The following is a 23,868-nucleotide window of genomic DNA, read 5'->3' on the forward strand; positions in this document are numbered from 1 at the left end:
GTTCAATCCGGCAAGCAAAGTGAAACAATTGGTACATAAGCTCATCCTGATGTAGGAGGTGGCCGAATTCAAAGGGCGGCGTCAGGGCAATCGACTTCTGTCGATCGATCCGGCGACATGGCGTTTTGGCTTCGACAGGGAGCGCGCATGCTGTTGCATCTCGATACAAGCTGGCTGTTGATGACGGTGGCCAGTGTGGCCGTGTTCGGCTTCTTCTTCGGCTCAGCGCTCGACGCCATCATGCAGGAGGACGGTTTTGGGTCGACCGGCAACACGCTGCTGTTCACGCTCGGCTTTTTCGCCGCGGTCATGGCCGCGAACGAACATGGCATCGTCCTGAGAGATCTGAAGCTCGCGGTTGCCTGGGGACTGGGCGGCGCCTTCGCGTTTATCGGCGCGTTGGCGCTGCTCAAGGCGGGGCTGGCCCGGCTTTAGTCATAGCCCGGCCAGCCGCCTGACTTCGTCCGGCGACATGCCTGCCTGCCTCAGCGCGGCAAGGCCGGTATCAGCAAAACTCTTCGACAGTTTGCGCCCATCCGGACCGAGTATGAGACGGTGGTGGAAATACTGCGGCTGGCCGAGGCCGAGCAATTCCTGCAGCAGGCGCTGGATGCCGGTCGCGGAATAGAGGTCGCGGCCACGCACGACATGGCTGACGCCTTGCAGAGCGTCGTCGACGACGACGGCCAGGTGATAGCTGGTCGGGATGTCGCGGCGCGCCAGAATGACGTCGCCCCAGTCCTGCGGACGCGCCTCGACACGCTGCGTCGCCGAAAGCGTCTCGTTGGTGAATTCGCGCCAGGACAAATCCGTGCCGACGCGCGCCAGCGCTGCATCAATGTCGAGGCGCCAGGCGAAGGGCGCATTTTCGGCGATGCGGCGGTTGCGTTCGCTGACCGGCAGCGCCTTGTCGGCGGCGGGATAAAGCGGCACGCCGTCCGGGTCGCGCGGCCAGCCGCGGCCGCGCTTTTCGCTGTCGGCGATGAAGGCCCTGATCTCGCCACGGCTCATAAAGGCAGGGTAGACGAGTTCTTCGCGGACCAGCCGGTCGAGCACGGCCTGATAGTCGGAGAAATGCTCGGCCTGGCGCCGCACCGGCTGTTCCCATTCGAGACCTAACCATTCGAGGTCGCGAAAGATGCCGGCCTCGAATTCAGGCGTGCAGCGGATCGTGTCGATGTCCTCGATGCGCAGCAGCAGGCGGCCGCCGGCCGCACGCGCCAGTTGCTGGTTGAGCAGTGCCGAATAGGCATGGCCGAGATGCAGTTCGCCATTCGGGCTCGGCGCGAAGCGGAATGTCAGGAGCGTCATCTCACAAGCGGCAATCGGGTTGTGCAGCGGTTTTGCCAATTGCTACCGTGAGGTCGGTTCAGGAACAAGAAAACATGCAACGCATCGCGACACTGGACGATATTGCGCGCGGGCTGGATGCGCTTTGCGCAATCGATCCGCGCCTGGAAAAGGTGCGCGGCATGGCCGGCGAGGTGCCGCTGCGGCTGTCGGAGCCCGGCTTTCGAAGCCTGGCCTCCATTATCGTTTCGCAACAAGTATCCCGTGCGAGCGCCGATGCCATTTTCGGCCGGCTGGTGAAACTGGTCGATCCGCTAACGCCGCAGGCGATCCTTGCCGCCGGCGAGGACATGTTTCGTGAGGCTGGGCTGTCGCGGCCGAAGCAGCGCGGTCTGATCGCGGTTGCGCAGGCCGTGGTTGAGGGGCTCGACCTGCATCACCTCTGTTCGCTCGACGCCGAAGAGGCGATCGCGGCTATGATCGCGGTGCCGGGCATCGGCCCGTGGACGGCGGAAGTCTATCTCCTGTTTGCCGCCGGCCACCCCGATATTTTCCCCGCGCGCGACGTCGCGCTGCAGAGCGCGGTTGGCCACGCGCTCGGCATCGAGCCGCGTCCGCCGGAGAAAACGCTGATCGCCCTGGCCGAATCATGGAGCCCGTGGCGAGGTGTCGCATCGCGGCTTTTCTGGTCCTATTATCGCGAAACCAGGGGCCGGGACGCAGCACCTCCGGCCTGAAACCGTAAAAAAGCATGAAAATCCTGCATTTTTGCCGCTTTTGGCTGATGACAATCCGCTTCACATCCCTGTCATGTCGGGCTTACAGTATCCGCGCCGATCGGTTCTAGAACGAGGAGGTCAACAAGTGACGGTTGCCGTATCTCCGGATGGGCTTCCTGCGCTGGTGCTGAATGCGGATTACCGTCCGCTCAGCTATTACCCCTTGTCGCTCTGGTCCTGGCAGGACGCCATCAAGGCGGTGTTCCTCGACCGGGTCAACATCGTCGCCGAATACGAGCATGCGGTGTCTTCGCCGACCTTTTCGATGAAGCTGCCCAGCGTCGTCAGCCTGAAGGCCTATGTGAAGCCGTCGAGGCACCCGGCATTCACCCGCTTCAACGTGTTCCTGCGCGACCGCTTCCAGTGCCAGTATTGCGGCACGCCCGAGGATCTGACCTTCGACCACGTCATCCCGCGCCATCGCGGCGGGGCGACGACGTGGGAGAATGTCGTGGCCGCCTGTTCACCCTGCAATCTGAGGAAGGGTGGCATGATGCCGGCGCACGCCAAGATGTGGCCGCTGCAGAAGCCCTACCAGCCGACCGTGCACGACCTGCACAACAATGGCCGGCTGTTCCCGCCCAACCATCTGCATGAAAGCTGGATGGATTATCTCTACTGGGATGTGGAGTTGGAGCCGTAGGGATTGGCCCGATCGGCCTTGCCAGGGCAATCGCCGATGTCAGGTGCTGCCCCTCATCCGGCTGCCGCCACCTTCTCCCCGTATTGTGACGGGGAGAAGGCAATTGGCTGCAAATCTGGCGCCCTTTTTTCAGCGTTCGGGATTGGCGAAACCATCGATGACTGCGTCTTTCTCCCCGTCACTACACGGGGAGAAATGCCCGGCAGGGCAATGAGGGGCGGTGCCAACATTTAGAGACTGGCCGCATGGCGCGACCTCGCACTTGATTAGTCGCGCGCCAGCGCGCCGCGGAAGGCGATGGCGGCGAGGATGAAGCTGGCGATGGCGTTCCAGCCGGCCAGCGACAGGCCGAGGATACGAAGGGCTGCCTTGTCGCAGGATGGCGGCACGAATTTGTCGAGCGCGTCGAGCACGCCCTTGCCGCCGGTGTCGACCGGGCCGGCGCCGGCCGTGCAATCGGCCGGGCCCTGCCACCAGGCCCATTCGACGCCCGAATGATAGACGCCGAGATAGAGGCCATAGAGCATCAGCAGGCCGCCGACGGCAAGCAGGCCGCGCGTCAGCCATGCGGGCGCGCTAAGCATCGAGGCAATCACCGCCAGCAGCATCAGCGGGGCGCCGATATAATAGGGCGTGCGCTGCTCCAGGCACAGATGGCAGGGGATGTAGCCGCCTATGTGCTGGAAGGCGAGCGCGGAGCCGACCGTGGCGGCCATGGCGACGGCGAGAAACAAAGCGGTGCGCGTCCGCTGGCGTCCGGTATCGGCTGTCATCGTGGCTGTCATGTTTCGTCCGTTGAATTCGCCGTCCGCCGGCATAGTCCTGACCCACCGCCCGCCTTGGGCGGTTAGAAGGCGTATTTGACGACGATATAGAGCAAAATCAGGGCGGCGGCGCCGGCGCCGACGATCAATCCCAAACGCTTCTCGATGAATTCCTTGATCTCCTCGCCATAGCGGCGCAGCAGCCAGGCAAGAAGCAGGAAACGAGCGCCACGCGCCAGGATCGCGGAGACGATGAAGACGACAAGATTGACGTGGAGGGCGCCTGCCAGAATGGTGACCACCTTGATCGGCGGCAGGTGGGCGGCACCCGATGTGACGAGCAGCACCAGCATCAGCCCGGTGCCGGCCGACTGCCACCTCTCGAACGCGTCAAGGCCGCCAAAGTGCTCCAGCATCGGCCGTGCTATCGTGTCGTAGGCATAGTAGCCGATCAGCCAGCCGGCAATGCCGCCCAGCACGGACGCAACGGTGGCGGTCAGCGCGTACCGATAGGCGCGTTCGGGCCGCGCCAACGCCATGGGCAGGTACAAGACGTCGGCAGGTATGAAAAACACCGAGCTTTCGACGAAGGCGATGAAGGCCAGCCACCATTCGGCGGATTTGCGGGCCGCCAGCGACAAGGTCCAGTCGTAAAGTCCGCGAAGCATCGGCTCTCCTGGATGCAGGTTGCCCAGACGCAACGCGCTTTGATGCGCATCTGTCTAGAAAGATTTTCCGCGCCGCACAATGGCAGGAGCGTCATGAAACAGAAAGGCGGGCTTTTGCCGCAAGCAGGGCACGGCGGCGCATTTGGCCAGTTGACGAACAGGCCTCCAACCGTATAGTCCGCGCCCATCCAGGCCTTTGGGCCTGAGCCCCTATGGCGGAATTGGTAGACGCGCTCGACTCAAAATCGAGTTCCGCAAGGAGTGCTGGTTCGATTCCGGCTAGGGGCACCATTTTTGATCTCACGCCAGTTCGCTTCGCTCATGGGCTCCGATGGGGCGGCCTGACCCGCCGACGGGCGGTCGCCCTTGCGAACCCTCCGGGTTCGAACAGTGCCTTGAACACAGAGCCAACCGCGGCTGCTGCGAATGACAGCGATAGCGCCAATCAGCGGCGGCCGGTAGCCCAGCTCTACGTGCTCTCAGGCCGCCGCACGGTGTTCTTCACGGGCAGCTTCCCACACTTCGCGGGCCGCGTCGGCGTTCATGACCGCGATCCCCAATCCCACCGCCAAATCGGGCCACGCGGAATGCCAGAGCAAGGCCGTGACCAACCCTGCGGCAATAATGGCGATGTTGGCCAAGGCGTCGTTGCGGGCCGACAGGAAGGCCGCCTTTGAGAGGCTGCCGCCACGATGCCGTGCGCGGCCAGCATGTAGGCACAGGACAGGTTGACGGCGAGAGCGCCAAGTCCCGCCAAGGTCAAGGCGATGGGCTGCGGCGGCACCGGCACGTTGAACTTTTCCCAAGCCGTCCAGAGCGTTGCCAGACCCGGCATGAGAAGGATGAGCGCCAATGCCATCCCCACCCGCGCACGGGAACGCACAGACCAGCCAAGTGCGAGCAGGATGAGGAGGTTCACGGAAGCATCTTCAAGAAAGTCGATGCTGTCGGCGAACAGGGACACTGATCCAATGGCGAGCGCCACAGCGAACTCGATCCCGAAATAGGCAAGATTGAGAAGCGCGACGGTGAGGACGATGCGGCGGAGGTTCATCTTCTGGCGGTATCCGAAACCAGTGTGTGGAGCTACAGCTTCGCGGTGTCCAAGGAAAGCCCCTGCTCGTTCCGGGTCCCGGCCGATGGGCGGTTGCCCTTGCGACCTTTTGCGTTCGAGCCGCGCCTCGAACACGGACTTAGCGCATATTCCCCGTATGCCCTTGCGAATACCGTCCCGGCTGCGGCCACACCGTCAGGCCGTGCGGCTCTGAGCCAACCCGAAACTTGGTCACGGCGCCCGATGTCGTATCGATCATGTAGGCGGCACTGTCGAAGCGGCCGGACAGCCATAGTTGTTTGCCGTCGGCGCTGACATTGCCCATGTCGGGGCTGCCGCCGCCGGGGATCGGCCAAAGTGCTACGACCGCGCGGTTGGCGAAGTCGATCACGCTCACGCTGCCCGGTCCCTTTGCCTTGCCCTGCTCCATCTTGTGCGAGCCCCGGTTCGAGACATAGAGCCGCTTGCCGTCGCGGCTGACGACGAAGCCATGGGCGCCGATGCCGGTCGGGATGAAGCCGATCTCCTTGAAACTGTCGCCATCGACGAGGAACACGCCGTCATTCATCATGTCGGCGACGTAAAAAACCTTGCCGTCGGGCGAGAGGCGGATATCCTGCGGCATGCCCATTTTCGAGAAGTCGAGATGGCCAAGCACCTTCTGGTTCTTCAGGTCGATCTTGGCCAACCCGCCATTGCCGTATTCGCAGGTGAAGATCGCGTAGGCGCCGTCGACGGAGAAATCGGCGTGGTTGATGCCGGGACAAGTGGGCGTCGGCAGGGCCGACTTCAGCGCCATGGTGTGAGGATCGCGGAAATCGACCCGCTCCAGGGCTTCGTCGACGACGATGGCCGCGCCCGGCATGAAATACAAATTGTAGGGATCGTCCACGGCGATCTGCGGGCCGGGCTTGCCGGTCATCGGGTCGATCGGCGTCAGGCTGCCGTTCTTGCCGGTGCCATTGTTGGCGACCCAGAGCGTCTTCAGGTCCCAGGACGGCACGACGTGCTGCGGTTTGCTGCCGACCGGGAACCTGTCGACTTCCTTGAGTGTCATGGTGTCGATCACCGTGACGCTGTTGGAGGAGCGGTTCGGCACATAGACGCGCGGCAGTGCACCCAGCGTGGCCGGGCTGAGATGGCCGGCGGCGGTGTGGCTGTAGATGTTGATGGACGGCGCGGGCTCGCTGCAATCCTCGGGGCAGCTATCGGCCCGGGCGCGGACAGGCAGCAGTGCAAGCAGCGAAAAGGCCGCACGGGGACCGGCGTGACGCAAAAAGGTTCTGATCATCAGGATGGCTTGTCGTGAAGGCCGGCCGAAATTGCCGCGCGACCCATAGCTGGTGTCTTGCCGTTGATCCAGTGGCTATCGCCGTCCCAGCAAACTCTTCACGCGGTTGCGCAGCAGGCGGGCCATGTTGCGGGTCTCGCGGTAGAGATGCAACTGCGAGGCGGCCTGGCGGGTCAGCCGATCGGCATCCGGCGTCAGCCCGATCACCAGCGAGCCCATCGGCTTGCGCTCGCTCCACAGCCGGCTCATCACCGGGTGGTCGGGCACGGCGCAGGAATCGGTCATCATGATGTTGGGGTCGTCGAGATGCTGCCTGGTCACCTCGATCATCAGCAGCGTGCCCGGCGAATAGGTCGCCATGGTCTCGTCATAGGCGGTCTTCCAGGTGTAGGCGACGCCGGCCTCGACGAAGACGACCAGGCAGGCGATCGTGCGGCCGTCCAGCGTCAGCGAATGGATGCGGCACATGTCGTGCTCGGCCAGCCGGTGCACGGCTTCGCGGGCAAAGGCGGCGCGGTAGCGGTCGATGGCCATGGCGGTGCGCTCGCGGCCCTTCCAGCCGGCCGCCTCCAGCGTCAGGAAACTTTCGATGGCGTGGCGGATTTCGTCCGGTCCCCGCGCCACGACATGCTCCAGCCTGCCGAGATCCTCCAGGCGCCGTTTCAGGCGGCGGAATTCGCGGTAGTGGTGCGCGCGCAGCGATGCTTTCAAATAGGCCTCGCCGTCGAGGGTGCTTTCGAGCACCGGCCGGTCCGCCTTGCCGGTGGTGACCATTGTCAGGCCGCGCGTCTCGGCAACGGTGGCCAGCACGCTGGCCAACGGGCCGTCGAGGCGCATGTCGGGCAGCACGAAGACCTTCGGCAACTTGAGATGCGGCCGCGACAGCATGCCGAAGAAATCCTCGACGACGCCGATCGGGTCGTCATGGTCGACCAGCGGCGTGCCGATCGGGCCGAACGGGCTCGACCAGGTGCGCATCACCGGAACGCCGAGCGGCACGGCCGGCCTTTCGACCGAGAACGGCACCAGCAGGCGCAGCCGGTTGCGGTATTCGTCGCCGTCGCGGATCACCGCCAGCTTGACCTCGCGATCTTCCAGCCGGGGCATGGCCGGCGCCAGAAAGCGCGGGTTGAAGAAGACGTTGGGCTCGATCGTGCGGGTGCACAGATAGTCGAGTTCCTCGACCAGTTCGAAGCCGGCCGAAGCCGGATAGATCGCCAGCTTGCGCAGCGGCCGGTTGTTGGCGAGGATCTCGAGATGCGCCGGATCGGCGTCGCGCGCCAGGCCGGCAAGGCCCGACACCATGGCGCCGGCCGGACCGCCGCTGGTTTCCTCGATCAGCGGGATGGCGGCCATCAGGCGGCTCCCCCGGCAGCGGGCACGAAGATCAGCATGACGATGCCGAGCTTGCGCCAGACGGTGAAGGACAGGGCGCTGGCCTCGAAGACCATGGCGAGGCTGGTGGCGATCGCCGCCCCCCACAGGCCAAAGAGCGGGATCAGCACCACGTTGAGGCCGATGTTGAAGGCCAGCGTCATGGCATAGACGGCGGCGCAGATGTTCTGGTTGCCGCTCATCGTCAGAAGGCTTTCGCAAGGGCCGACGGCGGCGCGCGCCACGACGCCGAACACCAGCAGGAACAGCAGCGGATAGCCGGCGGTGAATTCGGGGCCGAACAGCACCAGCATCGGTTCGCCGAGCGCCAGCACCAGCAGCGCCATCAGCAGCGACGGCCAGAACGTCCACGACACGGTCTCGCGGGCGAAGGCGGCGAGCTTTTCCGGTTCGCCATGGGTGAACTGCGCATAACGCTGGGCGACGCCGGCCTTGACGGAGAAATAGACGAAATGCACCAGCGCCAGCGTCTTGACGGTGGCGAAATAGACGGCGACGTCATTGGGCTGGAGATAGGCGCCGACCATCAGCACGTCGGCGTTGGTGAGCAGGAAGAAGAAGCTCTCGACCAGGAAGATCGGCAGCGAGACGATGAACCACTCGGCGAAATGCACCTTCATCGGCCCGGCCGGGATATTCCTGCCCATGCGTGTGGTCACGCCGATGAGCTGGCCGAGCGTGGTGGCGTAGGTGGCGGCGATCGAAGCGAAGATGGCTGTCCTGGCGTCGGGCGCATAGCCCATTGCCAGCATCAGCGCCATCAGCGCCAGGATCAGCACCGGCCGCACCAGATATGTCGGCGACAACGCAAACAACGCCCAGGAATTGGCGCGTGACTGGCCTTGCAGCAGATCGCCCATGGCGATCATCGGCAGGCAGAACAGGCCGAGGATGAAGGGCATCACATAGTAGCTCTCGATCCAGTTCGCGCACAGCCAGACGCCCAGTGCGCCAAGTCCGGCGATCGCGGTCGAGGCAATCAGCACGAACAAGCGGCTGGCGACCACGATGCCGCGCAGCTCGGCCAGCATGTTGCGTTCGCGATATTCGGGGATGAAGCGGATGACCGAGGTGTGGAAGCCGAGGCAGGCGAGGTTGCCGACGATGACCATCGTCACCCAGACGAGGACGAAGATGCCGTATTCGAACGAGCCCATCCAGCGCGCCATCAGCACCTGGCTGATGAAGGCGATGACGGCGCTGACGATGCGGATGGCAAAGGCGATCAGCGACATGCGGCCGGCTTCGCCGCGTTCGTCGGCGGTGAACAGCACCGCATCGATCCGGCCAAGCAGCGGCCCCATGCGCAGCGCCAAGCGCTGCGGCAAGAACCGCCCGGCCGTCGTCGCCGCGGAAAACCGCACCCCGATGTCTCTCCGTTTTCCGCCTCTTTTCAAGCTTTCGATGTATCCGAAACACCTTAAGAAAGGGTGGGCAGGTGCGGGTGCGCCGAGGGGCCAAGGACGGCCGCGTGTGCAAGGTGCGTCATCGTATACCGGGGCATAATAGAAGGCGAGCGAACGCCGGGGAAGACTGGGGAGCCGGTCGGCGTTTCGCTCGCCCCTCCCCCGCCAAGGGGGATGGCCAGGCACCGGGTGTCCGGTGCCAGAAGTGTCGGAAGGTTACATCCCCTTCATCGCGTCGCAGGACACGTTCGGGTTCATGTCGGCGAAGGCGCCCGTCGGGTTCTGTTTCCATGCCCAGACGTGCAGTTCGTAGAACGGGCCGAGGCCGTAGCGATTGGGGGCGCTGTTGAAGTTGAACAGCTGGCCTTCGAGCGAGGCCGGGCCTTTCGAGGTGATGTATTCGACCGCTATTAGCTTCAGGCTGCCGTCGGCCGTCGGCTCGTACATCACCGCTTCGGGCTTGGCGACATCGACGGCATCGTCCTTGAGATAGGCGCCGTTGACATAGTGGATGCCCATGGCGCCGCCGGTGATGCCGCTGGCGCAAGGGATGGGGGCATAGCCTTCGGCGGTGGCGGCTGCCACATTTTCGAAGCGGCTGTTGGCTGCGCGCACCTTTTCGGCCAGCGGATTGGCGTCGTGCGCCTGGGCGGCCGCACCCGCCGCGATCGAGATGGCGGCGAAAGCCGCGAAGCGTGTCGTCCAAAGAGTTATGGTCATGGTCTTCCGTCCGTTTGTTGACGCTCGAGGCGACGGCGGCCGATCAGGCTGCCCGAAACGCTGCGGCGTTGGTTTAGGATTTGGTTTGTCCGTCCCGGTTCATGCGATGCGGCTTCCGTTGCCGGGCTTTTGGCCGCAGCCCTTAAAAACCGTGCAAAATCAACGATCCCAAAAGTAATATTGCCAATATTCCTGCGGGACGTCCCGCTCCGATAGCCCGATGTCGCGCCTCAGATAGTCGCCTTCCGGGGGCAAGCGCCGCCTTTCAGACAGATACGCCGGCAGCTTCGACGCGAACCGCCATAGACGGTCGAGCACGGAGGTTGGCCGGCCGGTCTTTCCCAGCACAGGCCCGATTCCACCGAGCGGCAGGCCATCAGGCAGTTCGCCATGGCCGCGAAGGACAGTTTGATGCTCATCATCGTGGCGACCGAACGCAGGATCAGAGGTAAAAGTAAGGGTCAAGAACCCGCACCTCCGTGATCTTGTCGACCGGCAGCGAGTTTTTCTGAGCGGTGCTGCGGATAGCTTCGGGCGTCGGCGCGTCGTAGATGCAGAAGCTGTGCTTCTTGTCGGGCGTGACGAAGGACTGGATCCAGGTGACGCCCTTTTCGGCATTGCGCATGACGACGCCGCCGACCGCAGTGGCGCCGATGTCGGTCATCGGTATGTTGAGGCCGTCCGGAAATGTGCGTTCAATCAGGTAGCGAGGCATGGAAGGTTTCCTTTTCCATTGATTCACGCTCGATCGGAGCGCTGCTGGACGTTGACCACGCCGGCCCGGCCCGCGCATCGGAACGATTCCCCATATTTGGCGGGACGATTCCCTATATTGGCGTCGTTCTTTGTGGAAAGAGGCAAGGCAATGTGTGCAAAGTCACATTGCGGCGCTTTCTTCACGGGCTAATCGTGAGCGGCCCGCCATAGTGGGAAAACTCCGATCCTGTGAGACGATGACAATGATGCTTCTGGAACGGCAGATGCAGCTGCAGCAGCTGGAGACACTGCTTGGCGATGCAATACGCGGCCATGGCCGCATCGCCGTGCTGGCCGGGGAGGCCGGCGCCGGCAAGACGGCGCTTGTTGAGGCATTCGCGGCCCGTGTCGGGCAAAGCGCGGCAATGTTGCGCAGCGCTTGCGAGGACCTGTCGATCCCAGATCCGCTGGGGCCGCTCTACGATCTGGCCCGTGAGGCGCAATGGGCGCTGCCGCGCGCCATCGATGCCCGGCATGGGCAGAGACTGCCGCTGTTTTCCGACGCGCTCGACGCCTTTGCGGCCAAGGGACCGAGCCTGCTGGTGATCGAAGACCTGCACTGGGCCGACGATGCGACACTCGATTTCGTGCGCTTCCTCGGCCGGCGTATCGCCAACACCCACATCCTGCTGTTGCTCACGGCGCGCACCGACCGCAGCGAAGGACAGATGCGCGTGCGCCGCGCCCTTGGCGAAATCCCGACCGGCAGCGTGGCGCGCATGGACGTGCCGCTGCTCAGCGAGGCGGCCGTGCTGTCGCTCGCCGATGCGGCCGGACGCGACGGCGACGCCATCTACCGGGCGACCGCCGGCAATGCCTTCTTCGTCACCGAATTGCTGTCGGCGGAAAACGAAACGGCGCTGCCGGCAAGCGTGCGCGACGCCGTGTTGGCGCGGGCTGAACGGCTGTCGCCAGGCGCCCGCGCAATGCTCGACGCGGTGTCGGTGTTTCCGCGCCGCGCCGACGTCTGGGCTCTGCAGGGCCTGTGCGGCGTCGCCAGCGCCGGCCAGCTGGCCGAGTGTGTCGCCAACGGCCTGCTCGACGATCTGGGCGACGGCTACGCCTTCCGGCACGACATCGCGCGGCGCGCCATCGAGATGATGCTGACGACGTCGCACAGGCGGCAATTCAACCAGCGTGCGCTGGCGGCACTGCTCGAAAATGGCGACGTCTCCACAGGCCGCCTGGTGCATCATGCGGTCGAGGCGCATAATCTGGCGGCGGTGCGCGAACTTGCGCCAATCGCCGCGCGCGAGGCGTCGCGCGTCGGCGCCCATCGCGATGCCGCCGGCTATTACGAGATCGCCCTGCAGCAGGCCGACAGCCTGCCGGTGATCGAGCGCGCCGCGCTCTACGAAAGTCATGCCTTCGAGTGCCATCTCATCGGCAAGATCGATGATGCGCTTGCAGCGCAGGGACAGGCGCGCCGGTTGCATCAGGCAGACGGCAACAGGCTGAAGGAGGGCGACAGCCTGAGATGGCTCTCCCGGCTGAGCGAAATGGGCGATGACCGCGAGGCGGCGGCCGCCTTCGGCGCCGAGGCTGTGGCGATGCTGGAAGCGGCTCCCGCCGGTCCCGAACTCGCCATGGCCTATTCGAACCTTTCGCATCTGGCGATGCTGTCGGAGAGGGTGGAGGACACGCTGTTCTATGGCGAGAAGGCAGCGGCGCTGGCTGCGCGGATGAACCGTCCCGACATCGCCTCGCATGCCCTCAACAATGTCGGCTGCGTCGAGCAGTGGCTCAATCCGGATGCCGGACGCCTGCGCCTCGACCAAAGCCTTGAAATTGCGCTCCAAGGCAATTTCCAGGAACATGCCGCGCGCGCCTTCACCAACCGCGCCTGTTTCGAGATCACCCAGATGAGCTACGACGCGGCACGTCCGGTGCTCGAGAGCGGCATCCACTATTGCACCGAGAACGACCTCGGCACCTGGCGCGACTATCTCAGGGGCATGCTGGCCGATGTGCAACTGCGTCAGGGCCAATGGGATGAGGCCGCCGCGACGGCAAGCGATGTCATCGACAATGAGCGGACAACCACCGTGGGCCGGTTTCCGGCGCTGCTGGCATTGGCGAAACTGCGCCTGAGGCGCGGCGATCCTTCGGCCGAGCCGCTGTTCGCCGAAATGGCGCGTCTGGTCGGAAGCGGCGGCGACCTGCAGATGCTGAGCTCCTATGCGGCCTTGATAGCGGAGCAGGCATGGCTGGGCCTGGCCGACAGGCAAGAGGCGCTGGCGCTGATCACCCGCGCCGAAACGCCGGTGCGCTCGCGTGCCCATGTCGGTGAGCTGGCTCTGTGGCGAACATTGCTCTCTCCCGATATGCCGGCCGGCGACACCGCCGAGATGGCGACACCATACCGGCTGCTCCTGACCGGCGACTGGCGTTCGGCTTCGGCACTCTGGTCCGAATTGAATGCGCCATACGAGCGCGGACTGGCGCTCATCCTCGGCGACGACGAGGGGCAGCGGCTGGCATTGGATATTTTCGACGGCCTGGGGGCAAGGCCGGCAGCCCAGCGCCTGCGCGATATCATGCGCAAGAACGGCGTTGGCGGCATCGCCCGCGGCCCGCGCCGCTCGACGCGCGCCAACCTCGCCGGCCTCACCTTGCGCCAGATGCAGGTGCTGCAGCTGATCGAACGCGGCCTCTCCAACAAGCGGATCGCCGAGCAATTGACGATTTCGCCAAAGACGGTCGATCACCATGTCTCGGCGGTGCTGGGCAAGCTGGATGCGGTGTCGCGCGGCGAGGCGACAGCGACCGCGCGCGATTCGGGGTTGTTGTGAGGTTTTGACGAGGGTTGGACCGAGAGGTCGCGATCCTTCGCACCCCCCTCTGTCCTGCCGGACATCTCCCCCTGAAGGGGGGAGATTGGCTGTCACTGTGGCTTTCGCCAATTGTCGAAATTGAAAGAAGTTACGGCGCCGAAGCTGCTGATCTCCCCCCTTGAGGGGGAGATGGCCGGCAGGCCAGAGGGGGGTGCTGTCCCGCCGACCTAGCCTTCGAAATCAGGCAAACGCGCCGTGGCAGTGCTTGTATTTCTTGCCGGAGCCGCAGGGGCAGGCTTCGTTGCGGCCGATCTTGCCCCAGGTCGCCTGGTTGTTCGGATCGCGGTCTTCGGGAGCGACGATGGCGTTGCTCTCCTGGCGGACCAGAAGTGCGGTCTCGCCACCCTCGAAATCGTCCTCGCCCGTGGTGCCGTCAATGTGGCTGCCGAACATTTCAGGCGCTTCGGGCGGCGGCGCTTCGGCGGCCTGGCGGACCAGTTCGACGCGCATCAATTGCGCGGTGACGGCCTGGCGCAGATTGCCGAGCAGCGCCTGAAACAGCTCGAACGCCTCGCTCTTGTATTCCTGCAGCGGGTCGCGCTGGGCGTAGCCGCGGAAGCCGACGACCGAACGCAGATGGTCGAGGTTGACGATGTGCTCGCGCCACAGATGATCGAGCGTCTGCAACACCACCGAGCGTTCGACATAGCTCATCACGTCTGGGCCGAAGCGCTCGGCGCGCTCCTTGGCGGCGTCGTCGGCGGCCTTGGTCAGGCGCTCGCGGATGTCGTCCTCGGCAATGCCTTCTTCCTTGACCCAGTCCTCGACCGGCAGGTCGAGATTGAGGAATTCGGCGACCTCGGCCTTGAGGCCGGCGACGTTCCACTGCTCGGCATAGGCGTTTTCGGGGATGTTCTTGGTGACGATCTCCTCGATGACGCCTTCGCGCATCTCGGCGATCGTCTCGGACAGGCCTTCGCCGTCCATCAATTCGATGCGCTGCTCGAACACCACCTTGCGCTGGTCGTTCGAGACGTCGTCGTATTTCAACAGGTTCTTGCGGATGTCGAAGTTGCGCGCTTCGACCTTCTTCTGCGCCTTTTCCAGCGCCTTGTTGATCCACGGATGGATGATGGCCTCGTCTTCCTTGAGGCCAAGCTTCTGCAGCATGCCGTCCATGCGCTCGGAGCCGAAGATGCGCATCAGATCGTCCTGCAGCGACAGGAAGAATTTCGAACGGCCGGGGTCGCCCTGGCGGCCGGAGCGGCCGCGGAGCTGGTTGTCGATGCGGCGCGATTCATGGCGCTCGGTGGCGAGCACGTAGAGGCCGCCGGCGGCTAGCGCCTTTTCCTTCAGGCGCTCGACATCGGCAATGATTTCCTTTTCGCGCGCCTCTCGCTCGGGACCAGCAGGCATGTCGCCCAGTTCGTCCTCGATGCGCATCTCGGCGTTGCCGCCGAGCTTGATGTCGGTGCCGCGTCCCGCCATGTTGGTGGCGATGGTGATGGCGCCGGGTTTGCCGGCCTGGGCGACGATGGCGGCCTCGCGCTCGTGGTGGCGGGCGTTCAACACCTCGAAATCCTTGAACCCTTCCTTGCGCAGGCGCTCGGCCAGCTGCTCGGATTTTTCAATGGAGGTGGTGCCGACCAGCGTCGGCTGGCCCTTGGCGCGCGCTTCCTTGATCTCCTTGACGATCGCCTTGTACTTCTCCTCGACCGTCCGGTAGACCTCGTCGTCCTCGTCCTTGCGGATGACCGGCAGATTGGTCGGGATCTCGGTGACTTCGAGGCCGTAAATGTTGCCGAACTCCTCGGCCTCGGTCAGCGCCGTGCCGGTCATGCCGGACAGTTTCTTGTAGAGACGGAAATAGTTCTGGAAGGTGACGGATGCCAGCGTCTGGTTTTCCGGCTGGATCGCCACATGCTCCTTGGCTTCGAGCGCCTGGTGCAGGCCTTCCGAATAGCGGCGGCCCGGCATCATGCGGCCGGTGAATTCGTCGATGATGACGATCTCGTCGTTGCGGACGATGTAGTCCTTGTCCTTCTGGAACAGCCGGTGCGCCTTCAGCGCGTTGTTGACGTGGTGGACGATGGCGACGTTCTCGACGTCATAGAGCGACTCGCCCTTGAGCAGGCCGGCCGCGCGCAGCAGGTTTTCCAGCTTCTCGGTGCCTTCCTCGGTGAAGATCGAGGTCTTCTGCTTCTCGTCGATCTCGTAGTCGGCTGGGCCGAGCTGCAGCATGAAGGCATCGATGGTGTTGTACATTTCCGAACGGTCCTCGAGCGGACCGGAAATGATCAGCGGCGTGCGCGCCTCGTCGACCAGGATGGAATCGACTTCGTCGACGATCGCGTAATTGTGGCCGCGCTGCACCATCTGCGCGCGCTCATACTTCATGTTGTCGCGCAAATAGTCGAAGCCGAGCTCGTTGTTGGTGGCATAGGTAACATCGGACGCGTAGGCGACGCGGCGTTCCTCGTCGGACAGGCCATGGACGATGACGCCGACCGAGAGGCCGAGGAATTTGTAGACGCGGCCCATCCATTCGGAGTCGCGGGTGGCAAGGTAGTCGTTGACGGTGACGACATGGACGCCCTTGCCGGCAAGCGCGTTGAGATAAACGGGCAGGGTGGCGACCAGGGTCTTGCCCTCGCCGGTACGCATTTCGGCGATGCCGCCATTGTGCAGCACCATGCCGCCGATCAGCTGCACGTCGAACGGGCGCATGCCGAGCACGCGGCGGGATGCCTCGCGGACGGTGGCGAAGGCCGGCACCAGCAGGTCATCGAGCGTGGCGCCGTTGGCGATATCCTGGCGGAATTTTTCCGTGCGGGCCTGAAGCTCGGCGTCGGACAGCGCCCGCATCTCGTTTTCCATGGCGTTGATCGCCTCGACACGCGGCCGGGTCGATTTTACGCGACGATCGTTGGAGGAACCGAAAACCTTACGGGCGAGACCGCCGAGACTGACCATCCGATGGTCCTTTCGATAGAATTCTCAATTTTGAGATGAGCGCCGGCCGGCCCCATCAATTCCGCGTGAAACGCGGACAAACACAAAAAGCGCCCGGAAAACGGTTCTGGACGCAAAGTCGTTGGACAGATAAGAGGGGGCTCAACTGATGTCAACGCCGCGTTAGCCCTATGGGCAGCGCCAAATTCCGCCACAATCCGGCTGATCTGCAAGCCCTACCAATCCCCCCTTGGAGTTAATCTTGATGTCCTTACTGTTTCGCCGTGCGTCGCTCGCCAGCCTTGGCTTGGCTTTCGGCCTGTTGGCCCTGTCGCTGTCTCCGCTGATGGCCCAGGAAGCCGCTCCCGCCCCGGCCGATGCCGCAGCAGCGCCGGCGGCAGCCCCCGTCGATCCGGACGCCGTTATCGCTACCGTCAATGGCCAGAAGCTGACCGAGGCGGACCTTGGGCTTGCCGAGGGCGAGCTGTCGCAGCAGTTCTCGCAGTTGCCACCCGAGCAGCGCCGCGCCGCCGCCCTTTCGGCGGCCATCGAAATCCGCGTCATGGCCGCCCAGGCGGTCGCTACTGGGCTCGACAAGGATCCCGAATTCCAGCGCCGCATGGCGTTCCTGCAGCAGCGCGCGCTGCATGGCGAGATGGTCGAGAAGGGCGTCGTTGACAAGGTTACCGATGCCGAGGTGCGCGCCCGCTACGACCAGGAAATCGCCAGCACGCCGCCGGTCAATGAGATTCATGCCCGTCACATCCTCGTGAAGACGAAGGAAGAGGCCGAGGCGATCATCAAGCAGCTCGATGGCGGTGCAGACTTCCAGAAGCTCGCCAACGAGCATACCAGCGATCCCTCGGGCAAGACCAATGGCGGCGATCTCGGCTGGTTCGGCCCGGGGCAGATGGTGCCGGAATTCGACAAGGCGGCAGTTGCGCTCGAAATCGGCAAATACACCAAGGAGCCGGTGCAAACGCAATTCGGCTGGCATGTCATCAAGCTCGAGGACAAGCGCACCAAACAGCCGCCGGCCTTCGACGACGTCAAGGACCAGGCCAAGCAGGCGGTGATCCGCGACAAGTATTTCGCACTGGTCAAGCAGCTGCGCGGCGGCGCAAAGGTTGAAATCCCCGACGCCAATCTGAAGAAGGCCGTCGACACGATGGAAGCCGGCAAGTAAGGCCGGCACCGAAAAAACATGCAAAGGGCGCCGTTCGGCGCCCTTTTCAATTGCGGGAGATGCCTGACATCACATAGCGGACAGTGGCACGGATTGTCGCCTCATCTTCGTCCAGCCGGTTGGTCAAAAGGTGTTTCCAGGCATAGGAAGCGATGAGGTCGGCGACCAGCGCTGCGTCGACATCGGCCGCAACCTCGCCGCGCGCCTTGGCGCGCTCGATGATCCGAGCGGTGTGGGACACGCGCCCATCGGCATAGCCAGTCAGGGCCGCGGCCGCCGCTTCGTCCGACTGGGCCTCGGCGATCAGCGAGCGGAATACGCTGCCCGAGGATGTGTCGCGCCAATGCGCGAAGAGGTTCCTCAGGAAACCGACGAGGTCGTCTTCGAGACTGCCGGTATCGGGGACGTCGACACGCTTTTGCCGCTTGTAGACCTCTAACAGCAGGGCCGCCTTGCTCGGCCACCAGCGATAGATCGTGGGTTTGCCGGCGCGCGCCCGCCGCGCCACGGCCTCTATGGAGAAGCCGGCATAGCCGGCCTCGACCAGCACCGCCTCCGCGGCCTCGAGAATGGCCTCGGCGCTGTCTGGGTTGCGCCGCGCCCCGATCGATCTGCGCGCCGGATCCTCGCCCATGTCTGTCCTCGCCAACAATCTCGCCGGCAATATAGGTGAGCTGGCAGGCAAACGAAACGGCCCGTTTCCAGCGCTTGTAGAAGCAGGTCTCACATTCGCCCTTCGCGTGGATTTTCAGTTCATCGCTTGCGAGGTTTCCGAGGCGATCCGCCACTGGCCGTCGCTCTTCACCAGCCCAAGCGTGACGCGTGCCTTGCCGGTCATGCGCGCCGCCGATTTGTCTTTCGACACATAGTCGTAGCTCATCGCGAACACGGCTTCGGCGCGGTTCTCGCCCTGCGGCGTCACCTCGAGGCTGCCGGGCTCGAGACTGAACGACCAGGATGCAAATTGCGCGAACCAGTCGGTCTTGAGCTTGACGACGGCGTCGCTGTCATAGCGCGTGCCGAAGATGGTGGCGGAAGGCGCATAGAGCCGCTTGACGGTCTCGCCGATGGCCGCGGCATCGGGCGCAAGATAGTCGTCGCGCAGGAATTTCTCGATTGCGGTCTTGTCGTCGCCTACAGACCGTTCGAGTGCCGCAACCTTTGTTTCGGGCGCCGGGGGGACGGCGGGCTTCGGCTGTGCAACCGTTTCGCCGCCGGGCACAAACTCAAACCGTTCGAGCAGCGAACCCTGTTCCCATGGGCGCTGTCCCTCGCGGGTTTCGGAGACCACGTCGCGGCGCACCGCGATCATCATGTCGTTGATGCTCTGGCCGGGCTCGGCCATGTGCCGCAGCAGGGCGGCGGCGAACGGCGAATTGCGTCCGGTGCCGTCCATGGCGACAGCGCCTGGCGCCGTCGAGAAGGCGATGAAGGAGCCGCGCTTCGAATCGAACTGCGCCAGACCGGCAAGTGCCGTTGCCGAGCGGGTGGTGGCGGTGCGGCTCAGGCTGCGGGCAAAGGGATTGTTGCGGCAGGCGTCAAGGAAAACCAGGCTGACCTTGGTCTGCTGCTCCATGATGTCGAGGACTTCGTCAATCGGCACGGCTTCGAGCTGCAGCTTGACCGGCATGTCGAGCCGGGCGTCGACCGGCACGATGTAGTTGCGCCCTTCCACCTGCAGGCCGTGGCCGGCGTAATAGAAAAGCCCGACGCCCGCACCTTCCAGCGCATCGGAAAATTCGCCGATCTTGCGCTCGAGTTCGCGCTTGCCGAGATCGTTGCCCTCGATGACGTCGAAGCCGATCGAGCGCAGCTTGCCGGCAATATCGAGCGCATCGTTGACCGGATTGGTGAGCGTGCCGGCTTCGGCATAGGTGCCATTGCCGATGACCAGCGCCACGCGCCGTTCCGGCTGCGCATCGGCGCTCAGGAGCAAAAGCCCCATAAACGCCACCGCCAAGATCACCAGCCTGCCCATGGCCGATATCATAACGCCAGAGGCCCCGGTGACGCCAACGGATTTGAAATGCAAGCTTAATCCCTGGTGGCTTGCCGACAGCGGCGGCCAAGAAAACGCCCTTGCGCCGGGCCGTGCTATCGGGCAAACCGGCCTTCGCACAGCGTTTTTCCCTCGCCCGAGGTCTCCAATGTCCGCAACGATTTCGCCGCTCGCGCCGAAGAAATATCCCAAAATGCCTGCCATTGAGGGCGTGCGCATCGCCACCGCAGAGGCCGGGATCAAGTACAAGAACCGTACCGACCTCTTGGCCATGGTCTTCGATGCCGGCACAGCGGTTGCCGGCGTGTTCACGAAGTCGAAATGCCCCTCGGCGCCGGTCGACTTCTGCCGCGAGAACCTTGGCGCCGGCAAGGCGCGGGTGCTGGTCGTCAATTCCGGCAACGCCAACGCCTTCACCGGCAAGAAGGGCCGCGCCTCCACCCAACTGACCGGCGAGGCCGCGGCCAAGGCCGCAGGTTGCACGCCAGGCGAAGTGTTCCTCGCTTCTACCGGGGTAATCGGCGAGCCGCTCGACACCACCAAATTCAGCCATTTGCTCGCCGGACTGGTCAAGGACGGCAAGCCGGATCTGTGGGCCGAGGCGGCAAAGGCCATCATGACCACCGACACCTATCCGAAAGTGGCGACAGCGACGGTCAAGCTCGGCGACACCGACGTCATCATCAATGGCATCTCCAAGGGCGCCGGCATGATCGCGCCCGATATGGCGACTATGCTGTCCTTCATCGCCACCGATGCGCCGATCGCCGCCCCCGTGCTGCAGGACTTGTTGTCGCGCGGCACGGCCAAGACCTTCAACGCCGTCACCGTCGACAGCGACACCTCGACCAGCGACACGCTGCTGTTGTTCGCCACCGGAGCCGCTGCCAAGCGCGGCGCGCCCGCCATCAGCGATCCCAAGGATGCGCGTCTCGGCGCGTTCCGCCGGGCGCTGGGCAAGGTGCTCAAATCGCTGGCGCTGCAAGTGGTGCGCGACGGCGAGGGCGCCCGCAAGCAGGTCGAAGTCACCGTTACCGGCGCCAAATCGGCGCGCTCGGCCAAGCGCATCGCCCTGTCCATCGCCAATTCGCCGCTGGTCAAGACGGCGGTTGCCGGCGAGGACGCCAATTGGGGCCGCGTCGTCATGGCCGTCGGCAAGGCCGGCGAGCCGGCCGATCGCGACCGGCTGTCGATCTGGTTCGGCGACAACCGTCTGGCGCATGAGGGCGAACGCGACCCGGGCTACTCCGAGGAAGCGACCTCGGCCTATATGAAGCGCGACGACATTCGCATCCGCGCCGATATCGGTATCGGCCGCGGCAAGGCGACGGTGTGGACCTGCGACCTCACCAAGGAATATGTCGCCATCAATGGCGATTACCGGAGCTGATGGAGTTGGCTTCCAGGCATCCGGCAAGCATGCTCGCCATCGTGCGCCGCTACGAGGCTGCGGGGTTTCGCGCCTGGCCGGCGGCGGCCGTGCATTATGACGGCACCTGGGTGGTGCGGCTGACAGCCGGCCATCCGGCCAAGCGGCTGAACTCGGTCAACCCGCTCGATCCCGGCGACACCCAGCACATTGCCGAGCGCATCGGCCGCGCCAGCCGGCGCTTCGACGCCTATGGCAGGCCGCTGACCTTCCGCATCTCGCCGCTGTCGGGGCCGGACCTAGCCAAGCATCTCGACAATGAGGGCTGGAGCACATTCGACGAATCCCTGGTGATGCGGCTGCCGCTGGCGGACGCGCAACTGGCGCCGGCCATGGACCAGATTCCGCTGAAGGATATCAGCCGCTTTCTCGGCGCGTCGCTCAAGGTCAGCGGCTCGGATGCATCGCTGCGGCCCGGTCTTTCGGAAATCATCGGCGCTATCCAACCCGAAGTCGGGCTGTTTGCGCTGGAGGAAGGGGCCGACCCTCTGGCGGTGCTGATCTGCGTCCATGACGGCGATCTTGCCGGTCTGTTCGAGATCGCCACCGCCAAGTCGGCGCGCAATCAGGGCCATGGCCGCAACCTGATCCTGTCGGCGCTGAAGTGGGCGAGGCTGCGTGGCGCTCGCGAAGCCTGGCTGCAGGTCGAGGCCGGCAATGCGCCGGCGCTGGCGCTCTATCGCTCGCTGGGCTTCGACGAAGTCTATCGCTACCACTATCGCCGGCCGCCGGGCGCATGAGCGAGATCACCGGCAAACGCCTGCTGCTGGTCGCCGCGTGCGCGCTGGTCGATACCGATGGGCGGGTGCTTCTGGCGCAGCGGCCCGAGGGCAAACAGCTTGCCGGCCTGTGGGAATTTCCCGGCGGCAAGGTAGAGCCAGGCGAGACGCCGGAACAATGCCTGATCCGCGAACTGCAGGAAGAAATCGGCATCGAGACTGACATTCCTTGCCTGGCGCCGCTCACCTTCGCCAGCCATTCCTATGATGATTTCCATCTCCTGATGCCCCTGTTCGTCTGCCGCCGCTTCCGCGGCATCGCGCAGCCCAGGGAAGGGCAGGCGTTGAAATGGGTGCGGCCAAAGCAGATGCGCGACTATCCCATGCCGCCGGCCGACGCGCCGCTAATCCAGTTCCTCATCGACCTGTTGTGATACAAAGCCATTTCGCGGTCTGATCTAGCCAGCGTTAATGGAAGATTTATCTCGTCGTGAAAAATTGCGGCAAAGCGGGTTCGCGGGGAGCGATTGCATGAGCCTCGACAGGGAATGGGACTCGATCCGGCCAGATCGCAGCTTTCGCGCCGCCGGCGTCGGCTTATTGCGCGTCACGCTGTTGTTCGGCTCTGCCGCAGTGGCGCTGGCGCTGATCGCGGTCCCCGTGCTGGACAACCAGACGCGATCATCCAGCCGCGATGCTCTTGCAGGCGGTCTCGACCCGATGAGCACGGGTTCGATCGGCTCGCGGGCCACCTATACGCTGCGCAGAAGCGTGCTGCAGCCCTCACCGAGCTCAGTCTGCATCATCCGCGCCGACGGCCAACGCAGCGGCGACTGCTGACCAACAAGGTCGACACCAGCTTGAGAACTTCCTCAACGCAGGCCCATTTCACAGCCTGTTAAGCTTGTGCCGTTAACCTTTCTTAACAGGTCGGCGATATGGTCGGGGATGAGAGGGATCGACGATCATGAAGCCATTGCTGCGCCGATTTTTGCAGGACGAAACAGGCGCCACGGCCATTGAATATGGCCTGATCGTTGCGGTGCTGTCGCTTGCCATCGTCGGGGGTGTCGGCAAGGCCAGCAATGCGATCCAGTTTCTGTTCAGCGACAACAACAGCAGGCTCGCAAACGCCTTCGCCGAGCACTGATCCGGAGCGCCGTCACCGCCCGCCGGGGTTTTCCAGTATCGTCTTCAGCGAGACCTTCGCCGAACCCGGTTTCAAGGGCTTTTGCTGCGAGGCATCGGGCGCCCAGCCCGACATCCAGACGATGGAAAAGCTTGCCCTGATGCGGCCATCAGCGTCCGAAAAGCGTTCGGCATAGATTTCGGCGGCACGGGTAAAAAGCTTTCGCGCTCCCGGTCGCCGGCTGCGATCAGTCAGCGCGCTGGTTTCGCCCATCGCCCTGAGATCGGCAATGAGGTCGAAGAGGGTATCGTAGCGGACGGTCACCGTTTCGACGTCGGCCACCGGCAGCGCCAGTCCGGCGCGCTGCAGCAGTGCGCCGGCGTCGCGAACATCGGTGAAGGGGATGACACGCGGGCTGGCGCCGCCATAGAGTTCGGTCTCGGCGGCGAGCAGGCTTTCGCGCAATTCGGAAAGCGTGCCGGCGCCGGCAAAGGCGCCGAGGAAAAGCCCGTCGGGCCGCAGAGCGCGGCGGATCTGCACCAGCATGCCGGGAATGTCGTTCATCGCCTGCAACGACAGAAGTGAAACGACGAGGTCGAGGCTTTCCGGCTGGAACGGCACTGTTTCCAGCGGTGCTATCAGCCCTGGCCGGCCGTCCAGAAACGCTGGATCTGCCTCGACGCGCACGATCTCCGCTGCCTTGCCGCTTGCAGCGACCACGTCCGTTGCGTCCGGCGTCTGGCAAAACAGCACCGCGGCCTTGCCGAATTTCCGCTCGACCGCGCCGAGCCGGTCGGCAAGGTCTTCCCCCGCCCGCCGCATCAGAAAATCCGCGCCGGCTACGGGGTGGGCCAGCGCCCTGCGCTTGCGCACCAGCCAAAGTTCAGTATCGATGATCGGCTGCAACGGTAGAC

23 protein-coding genes, 1 tRNA gene and 1 pseudogene are annotated in these 23,868 nt (G+C 64.3%); 11 read left to right on the forward strand and 14 right to left on the reverse strand.

Annotation, left to right across the window (positions count from 1 at the left end):
* Window positions 1-147 precede the first annotated feature (147 nt).
* Window positions 148-435 (forward strand): hypothetical protein, encoded by a 288-nt coding sequence (locus tag NKJ76_RS06440; protein WP_023671677.1) that lies wholly within the window; start codon window positions 148-150, stop codon window positions 433-435.
* On the opposite strand, the gene gluQRS is transcribed toward NKJ76_RS06440, so the two are convergent.
* Entirely contained in the window at window positions 436-1,311 is an 876-nt protein-coding gene (gene gluQRS / locus NKJ76_RS06445) for a tRNA glutamyl-Q(34) synthetase GluQRS (RefSeq protein WP_352533932.1), read from the reverse strand.
* Window positions 1,312-1,385: 74 nt separating this feature from the next.
* On the opposite strand from gluQRS, the gene NKJ76_RS06450 reads away from it, so the two are divergent.
* Together NKJ76_RS06450 and NKJ76_RS06455 are read left to right on the forward strand one after the other, a co-directional pair.
* Complete coding sequence (locus NKJ76_RS06450) at window positions 1,386-2,027, forward strand: DNA-3-methyladenine glycosylase family protein (protein WP_023685318.1); 642 nt, start codon at window positions 1,386-1,388, stop codon at window positions 2,025-2,027.
* Between the two features lie 127 nt (window positions 2,028-2,154).
* Window positions 2,155-2,712 (forward strand): HNH endonuclease, encoded by a 558-nt coding sequence (locus NKJ76_RS06455; RefSeq protein WP_008874122.1) that lies wholly within the window; start codon window positions 2,155-2,157, stop codon window positions 2,710-2,712.
* A gap of 266 nt (window positions 2,713-2,978) precedes the next feature.
* Here NKJ76_RS06455 and NKJ76_RS06460 read toward each other — a convergent pair whose 3' ends face one another.
* Together NKJ76_RS06460 and NKJ76_RS06465 are read right to left on the reverse strand one after the other, a co-directional pair.
* Window positions 2,979-3,497, reverse strand: a complete 519-nt coding sequence (locus tag NKJ76_RS06460; RefSeq protein ID WP_023731053.1) for a disulfide bond formation protein B — start codon at window positions 3,495-3,497, stop codon at window positions 2,979-2,981.
* Between the two features lie 62 nt (window positions 3,498-3,559).
* The gene (locus tag NKJ76_RS06465; RefSeq protein WP_023685316.1) at window positions 3,560-4,144 is read right to left on the reverse strand and encodes a YqaA family protein; all 585 of its coding nucleotides are present in this window, start codon (window positions 4,142-4,144) and stop codon (window positions 3,560-3,562) included.
* A gap of 206 nt (window positions 4,145-4,350) precedes the next feature.
* On the opposite strand from NKJ76_RS06465, the gene NKJ76_RS06470 reads away from it, so the two are divergent.
* A tRNA-Leu gene (locus tag NKJ76_RS06470) sits at window positions 4,351-4,435 on the forward strand.
* A 188-nt stretch (window positions 4,436-4,623) separates the two neighbouring features.
* Here NKJ76_RS06470 and NKJ76_RS06475 read toward each other — a convergent pair.
* The 7 genes and pseudogenes from NKJ76_RS06475 to NKJ76_RS06505 form a co-directional block, all read right to left on the reverse strand.
* Window positions 4,624-5,198: pseudogene (locus NKJ76_RS06475) on the reverse strand (cation efflux transmembrane domain-containing protein).
* Between the two features lie 139 nt (window positions 5,199-5,337).
* Complete coding sequence (locus NKJ76_RS06480) at window positions 5,338-6,489, reverse strand: YncE family protein (protein ID WP_352537039.1); 1,152 nt, start codon at window positions 6,487-6,489, stop codon at window positions 5,338-5,340.
* 75 nt (window positions 6,490-6,564) lie between these two features.
* Window positions 6,565-7,845, reverse strand: coding sequence for a GNAT family N-acetyltransferase (locus NKJ76_RS06485; protein WP_023714964.1), 1,281 nt, complete (start codon window positions 7,843-7,845; stop codon window positions 6,565-6,567).
* Window positions 7,845-9,248, reverse strand: coding sequence for a lipopolysaccharide biosynthesis protein (locus NKJ76_RS06490; protein ID WP_352537040.1), 1,404 nt, complete (start codon window positions 9,246-9,248; stop codon window positions 7,845-7,847). Before NKJ76_RS06490 ends, NKJ76_RS06485 begins: the two co-directional genes overlap by 1 nt.
* Window positions 9,249-9,506: 258 nt before the next feature.
* Window positions 9,507-10,010: a hypothetical protein gene (locus tag NKJ76_RS06495; RefSeq protein ID WP_023694007.1), complete on the reverse strand. Its 504-nt coding sequence runs from the start codon at window positions 10,008-10,010 to the stop codon at window positions 9,507-9,509.
* 159 nt (window positions 10,011-10,169) lie between these two features.
* Window positions 10,170-10,475, reverse strand: coding sequence for a hypothetical protein (locus NKJ76_RS06500; RefSeq protein WP_084630995.1), 306 nt, complete (start codon window positions 10,473-10,475; stop codon window positions 10,170-10,172).
* Complete coding sequence (locus NKJ76_RS06505; RefSeq protein WP_023685308.1) at window positions 10,453-10,725, reverse strand: DUF4242 domain-containing protein; 273 nt, start codon at window positions 10,723-10,725, stop codon at window positions 10,453-10,455. The genes NKJ76_RS06500 and NKJ76_RS06505 overlap by 23 nt, the downstream gene beginning before the upstream one ends.
* A gap of 244 nt (window positions 10,726-10,969) precedes the next feature.
* Here NKJ76_RS06505 and NKJ76_RS06510 point away from each other — a divergent pair, with 244 nt between their 5' ends.
* Entirely contained in the window at window positions 10,970-13,558 is a 2,589-nt protein-coding gene (locus NKJ76_RS06510) for a helix-turn-helix transcriptional regulator (RefSeq protein WP_352537041.1), read from the forward strand.
* A gap of 222 nt (window positions 13,559-13,780) precedes the next feature.
* On the opposite strand, the gene secA is transcribed toward NKJ76_RS06510, so the two are convergent.
* Window positions 13,781-16,513, reverse strand: coding sequence for a preprotein translocase subunit SecA (secA, locus tag NKJ76_RS06515; protein ID WP_023714961.1), 2,733 nt, complete (start codon window positions 16,511-16,513; stop codon window positions 13,781-13,783).
* Between the two features lie 244 nt (window positions 16,514-16,757).
* On the opposite strand from secA, the gene NKJ76_RS06520 reads away from it, so the two are divergent.
* The gene (locus NKJ76_RS06520; RefSeq protein WP_352537042.1) at window positions 16,758-17,678 is read left to right on the forward strand and encodes a peptidylprolyl isomerase; all 921 of its coding nucleotides are present in this window, start codon (window positions 16,758-16,760) and stop codon (window positions 17,676-17,678) included.
* 46 nt (window positions 17,679-17,724) lie between these two features.
* On the opposite strand, the gene NKJ76_RS06525 is transcribed toward NKJ76_RS06520, so the two are convergent.
* Window positions 17,725-18,312: a TetR/AcrR family transcriptional regulator gene (locus tag NKJ76_RS06525; protein WP_023704295.1), complete on the reverse strand. Its 588-nt coding sequence runs from the start codon at window positions 18,310-18,312 to the stop codon at window positions 17,725-17,727.
* A 114-nt stretch (window positions 18,313-18,426) separates the two neighbouring features.
* Window positions 18,427-19,656 (reverse strand): caspase family protein, encoded by a 1,230-nt coding sequence (locus NKJ76_RS06530; protein ID WP_352537043.1) that lies wholly within the window; start codon window positions 19,654-19,656, stop codon window positions 18,427-18,429.
* 169 nt (window positions 19,657-19,825) lie between these two features.
* Between NKJ76_RS06530 and argJ the strand changes: the two genes are divergently transcribed.
* The 5 genes from argJ (at window position 19,826) to NKJ76_RS06555 (ending at window position 22,975) form a co-directional block, all read left to right on the forward strand.
* A complete protein-coding gene (gene argJ / locus NKJ76_RS06535; RefSeq protein ID WP_352537044.1) occupies window positions 19,826-21,067 on the forward strand; it encodes a bifunctional glutamate N-acetyltransferase/amino-acid acetyltransferase ArgJ in 1,242 nt (413 codons plus the stop codon).
* 29 nt (window positions 21,068-21,096) lie between these two features.
* Window positions 21,097-21,846, forward strand: a complete 750-nt coding sequence (locus tag NKJ76_RS06540; RefSeq protein WP_023713717.1) for a GNAT family N-acetyltransferase — start codon at window positions 21,097-21,099, stop codon at window positions 21,844-21,846.
* The gene (gene mutT / locus NKJ76_RS06545; RefSeq protein WP_023685791.1) at window positions 21,843-22,259 is read left to right on the forward strand and encodes an 8-oxo-dGTP diphosphatase MutT; all 417 of its coding nucleotides are present in this window, start codon (window positions 21,843-21,845) and stop codon (window positions 22,257-22,259) included. The genes NKJ76_RS06540 and mutT overlap by 4 nt, the downstream gene beginning before the upstream one ends.
* Before the next feature lie 97 nt (window positions 22,260-22,356).
* The gene (locus NKJ76_RS06550) at window positions 22,357-22,665 is read left to right on the forward strand and encodes a hypothetical protein (protein ID WP_023694000.1); all 309 of its coding nucleotides are present in this window, start codon (window positions 22,357-22,359) and stop codon (window positions 22,663-22,665) included.
* A 127-nt stretch (window positions 22,666-22,792) separates the two neighbouring features.
* A complete protein-coding gene (locus tag NKJ76_RS06555) occupies window positions 22,793-22,975 on the forward strand; it encodes a Flp family type IVb pilin (RefSeq protein ID WP_023672984.1) in 183 nt (60 codons plus the stop codon).
* Window positions 22,976-22,987: 12 nt separating this feature from the next.
* Here NKJ76_RS06555 and NKJ76_RS06560 read toward each other — a convergent pair whose 3' ends face one another.
* Window positions 22,988-23,860: a methyltransferase domain-containing protein gene (locus tag NKJ76_RS06560; RefSeq protein WP_352537045.1), complete on the reverse strand. Its 873-nt coding sequence runs from the start codon at window positions 23,858-23,860 to the stop codon at window positions 22,988-22,990.
* Window positions 23,861-23,868 lie beyond the last annotated feature (8 nt).

The organism is Mesorhizobium sp. M0029 (assembly GCF_040323735.1).
Taxonomy (GTDB): Bacteria; Pseudomonadota; Alphaproteobacteria; order Rhizobiales; family Rhizobiaceae; genus Mesorhizobium.

Excerpts from the sequence above, each read along its gene's own strand:
- NKJ76_RS06440 (WP_023671677.1), top strand. The coding sequence starts at position 148 with ATGCTGTTGCATCTCGATACAAGCTGGCTGTTGATGACGGTGGCCAGT.
- gluQRS (WP_352533932.1), bottom strand. The coding sequence starts at position 1,311 with ATGACGCTCCTGACATTCCGCTTCGCGCCGAGCCCGAATGGCGAACTG.
- NKJ76_RS06450 (WP_023685318.1), top strand. The coding sequence starts at position 1,386 with ATGCAACGCATCGCGACACTGGACGATATTGCGCGCGGGCTGGATGCG.
- NKJ76_RS06460 (WP_023731053.1), bottom strand. The coding sequence starts at position 3,497 with ATGACAGCCACGATGACAGCCGATACCGGACGCCAGCGGACGCGCACC.
- NKJ76_RS06465 (WP_023685316.1), bottom strand. The coding sequence starts at position 4,144 with ATGCTTCGCGGACTTTACGACTGGACCTTGTCGCTGGCGGCCCGCAAA.
- NKJ76_RS06480 (WP_352537039.1), bottom strand. The coding sequence starts at position 6,489 with ATGATCAGAACCTTTTTGCGTCACGCCGGTCCCCGTGCGGCCTTTTCG.
- NKJ76_RS06485 (WP_023714964.1), bottom strand. The coding sequence starts at position 7,845 with ATGGCCGCCATCCCGCTGATCGAGGAAACCAGCGGCGGTCCGGCCGGC.
- NKJ76_RS06495 (WP_023694007.1), bottom strand. The coding sequence starts at position 10,010 with ATGACCATAACTCTTTGGACGACACGCTTCGCGGCTTTCGCCGCCATC.
- NKJ76_RS06505 (WP_023685308.1), bottom strand. The coding sequence starts at position 10,725 with ATGCCTCGCTACCTGATTGAACGCACATTTCCGGACGGCCTCAACATA.
- NKJ76_RS06510 (WP_352537041.1), top strand. The coding sequence starts at position 10,970 with ATGATGCTTCTGGAACGGCAGATGCAGCTGCAGCAGCTGGAGACACTG.
- secA (WP_023714961.1), bottom strand. The coding sequence starts at position 16,513 with ATGGTCAGTCTCGGCGGTCTCGCCCGTAAGGTTTTCGGTTCCTCCAAC.
- NKJ76_RS06520 (WP_352537042.1), top strand. The coding sequence starts at position 16,758 with ATGTCCTTACTGTTTCGCCGTGCGTCGCTCGCCAGCCTTGGCTTGGCT.
- NKJ76_RS06525 (WP_023704295.1), bottom strand. The coding sequence starts at position 18,312 with ATGGGCGAGGATCCGGCGCGCAGATCGATCGGGGCGCGGCGCAACCCA.
- NKJ76_RS06530 (WP_352537043.1), bottom strand. The coding sequence starts at position 19,656 with ATGGGCAGGCTGGTGATCTTGGCGGTGGCGTTTATGGGGCTTTTGCTC.
- argJ (WP_352537044.1), top strand. The coding sequence starts at position 19,826 with ATGTCCGCAACGATTTCGCCGCTCGCGCCGAAGAAATATCCCAAAATG.
- NKJ76_RS06540 (WP_023713717.1), top strand. The coding sequence starts at position 21,097 with ATGCTCGCCATCGTGCGCCGCTACGAGGCTGCGGGGTTTCGCGCCTGG.
- mutT (WP_023685791.1), top strand. The coding sequence starts at position 21,843 with ATGAGCGAGATCACCGGCAAACGCCTGCTGCTGGTCGCCGCGTGCGCG.
- NKJ76_RS06550 (WP_023694000.1), top strand. The coding sequence starts at position 22,357 with ATGAGCCTCGACAGGGAATGGGACTCGATCCGGCCAGATCGCAGCTTT.
- NKJ76_RS06555 (WP_023672984.1), top strand. The coding sequence starts at position 22,793 with ATGAAGCCATTGCTGCGCCGATTTTTGCAGGACGAAACAGGCGCCACG.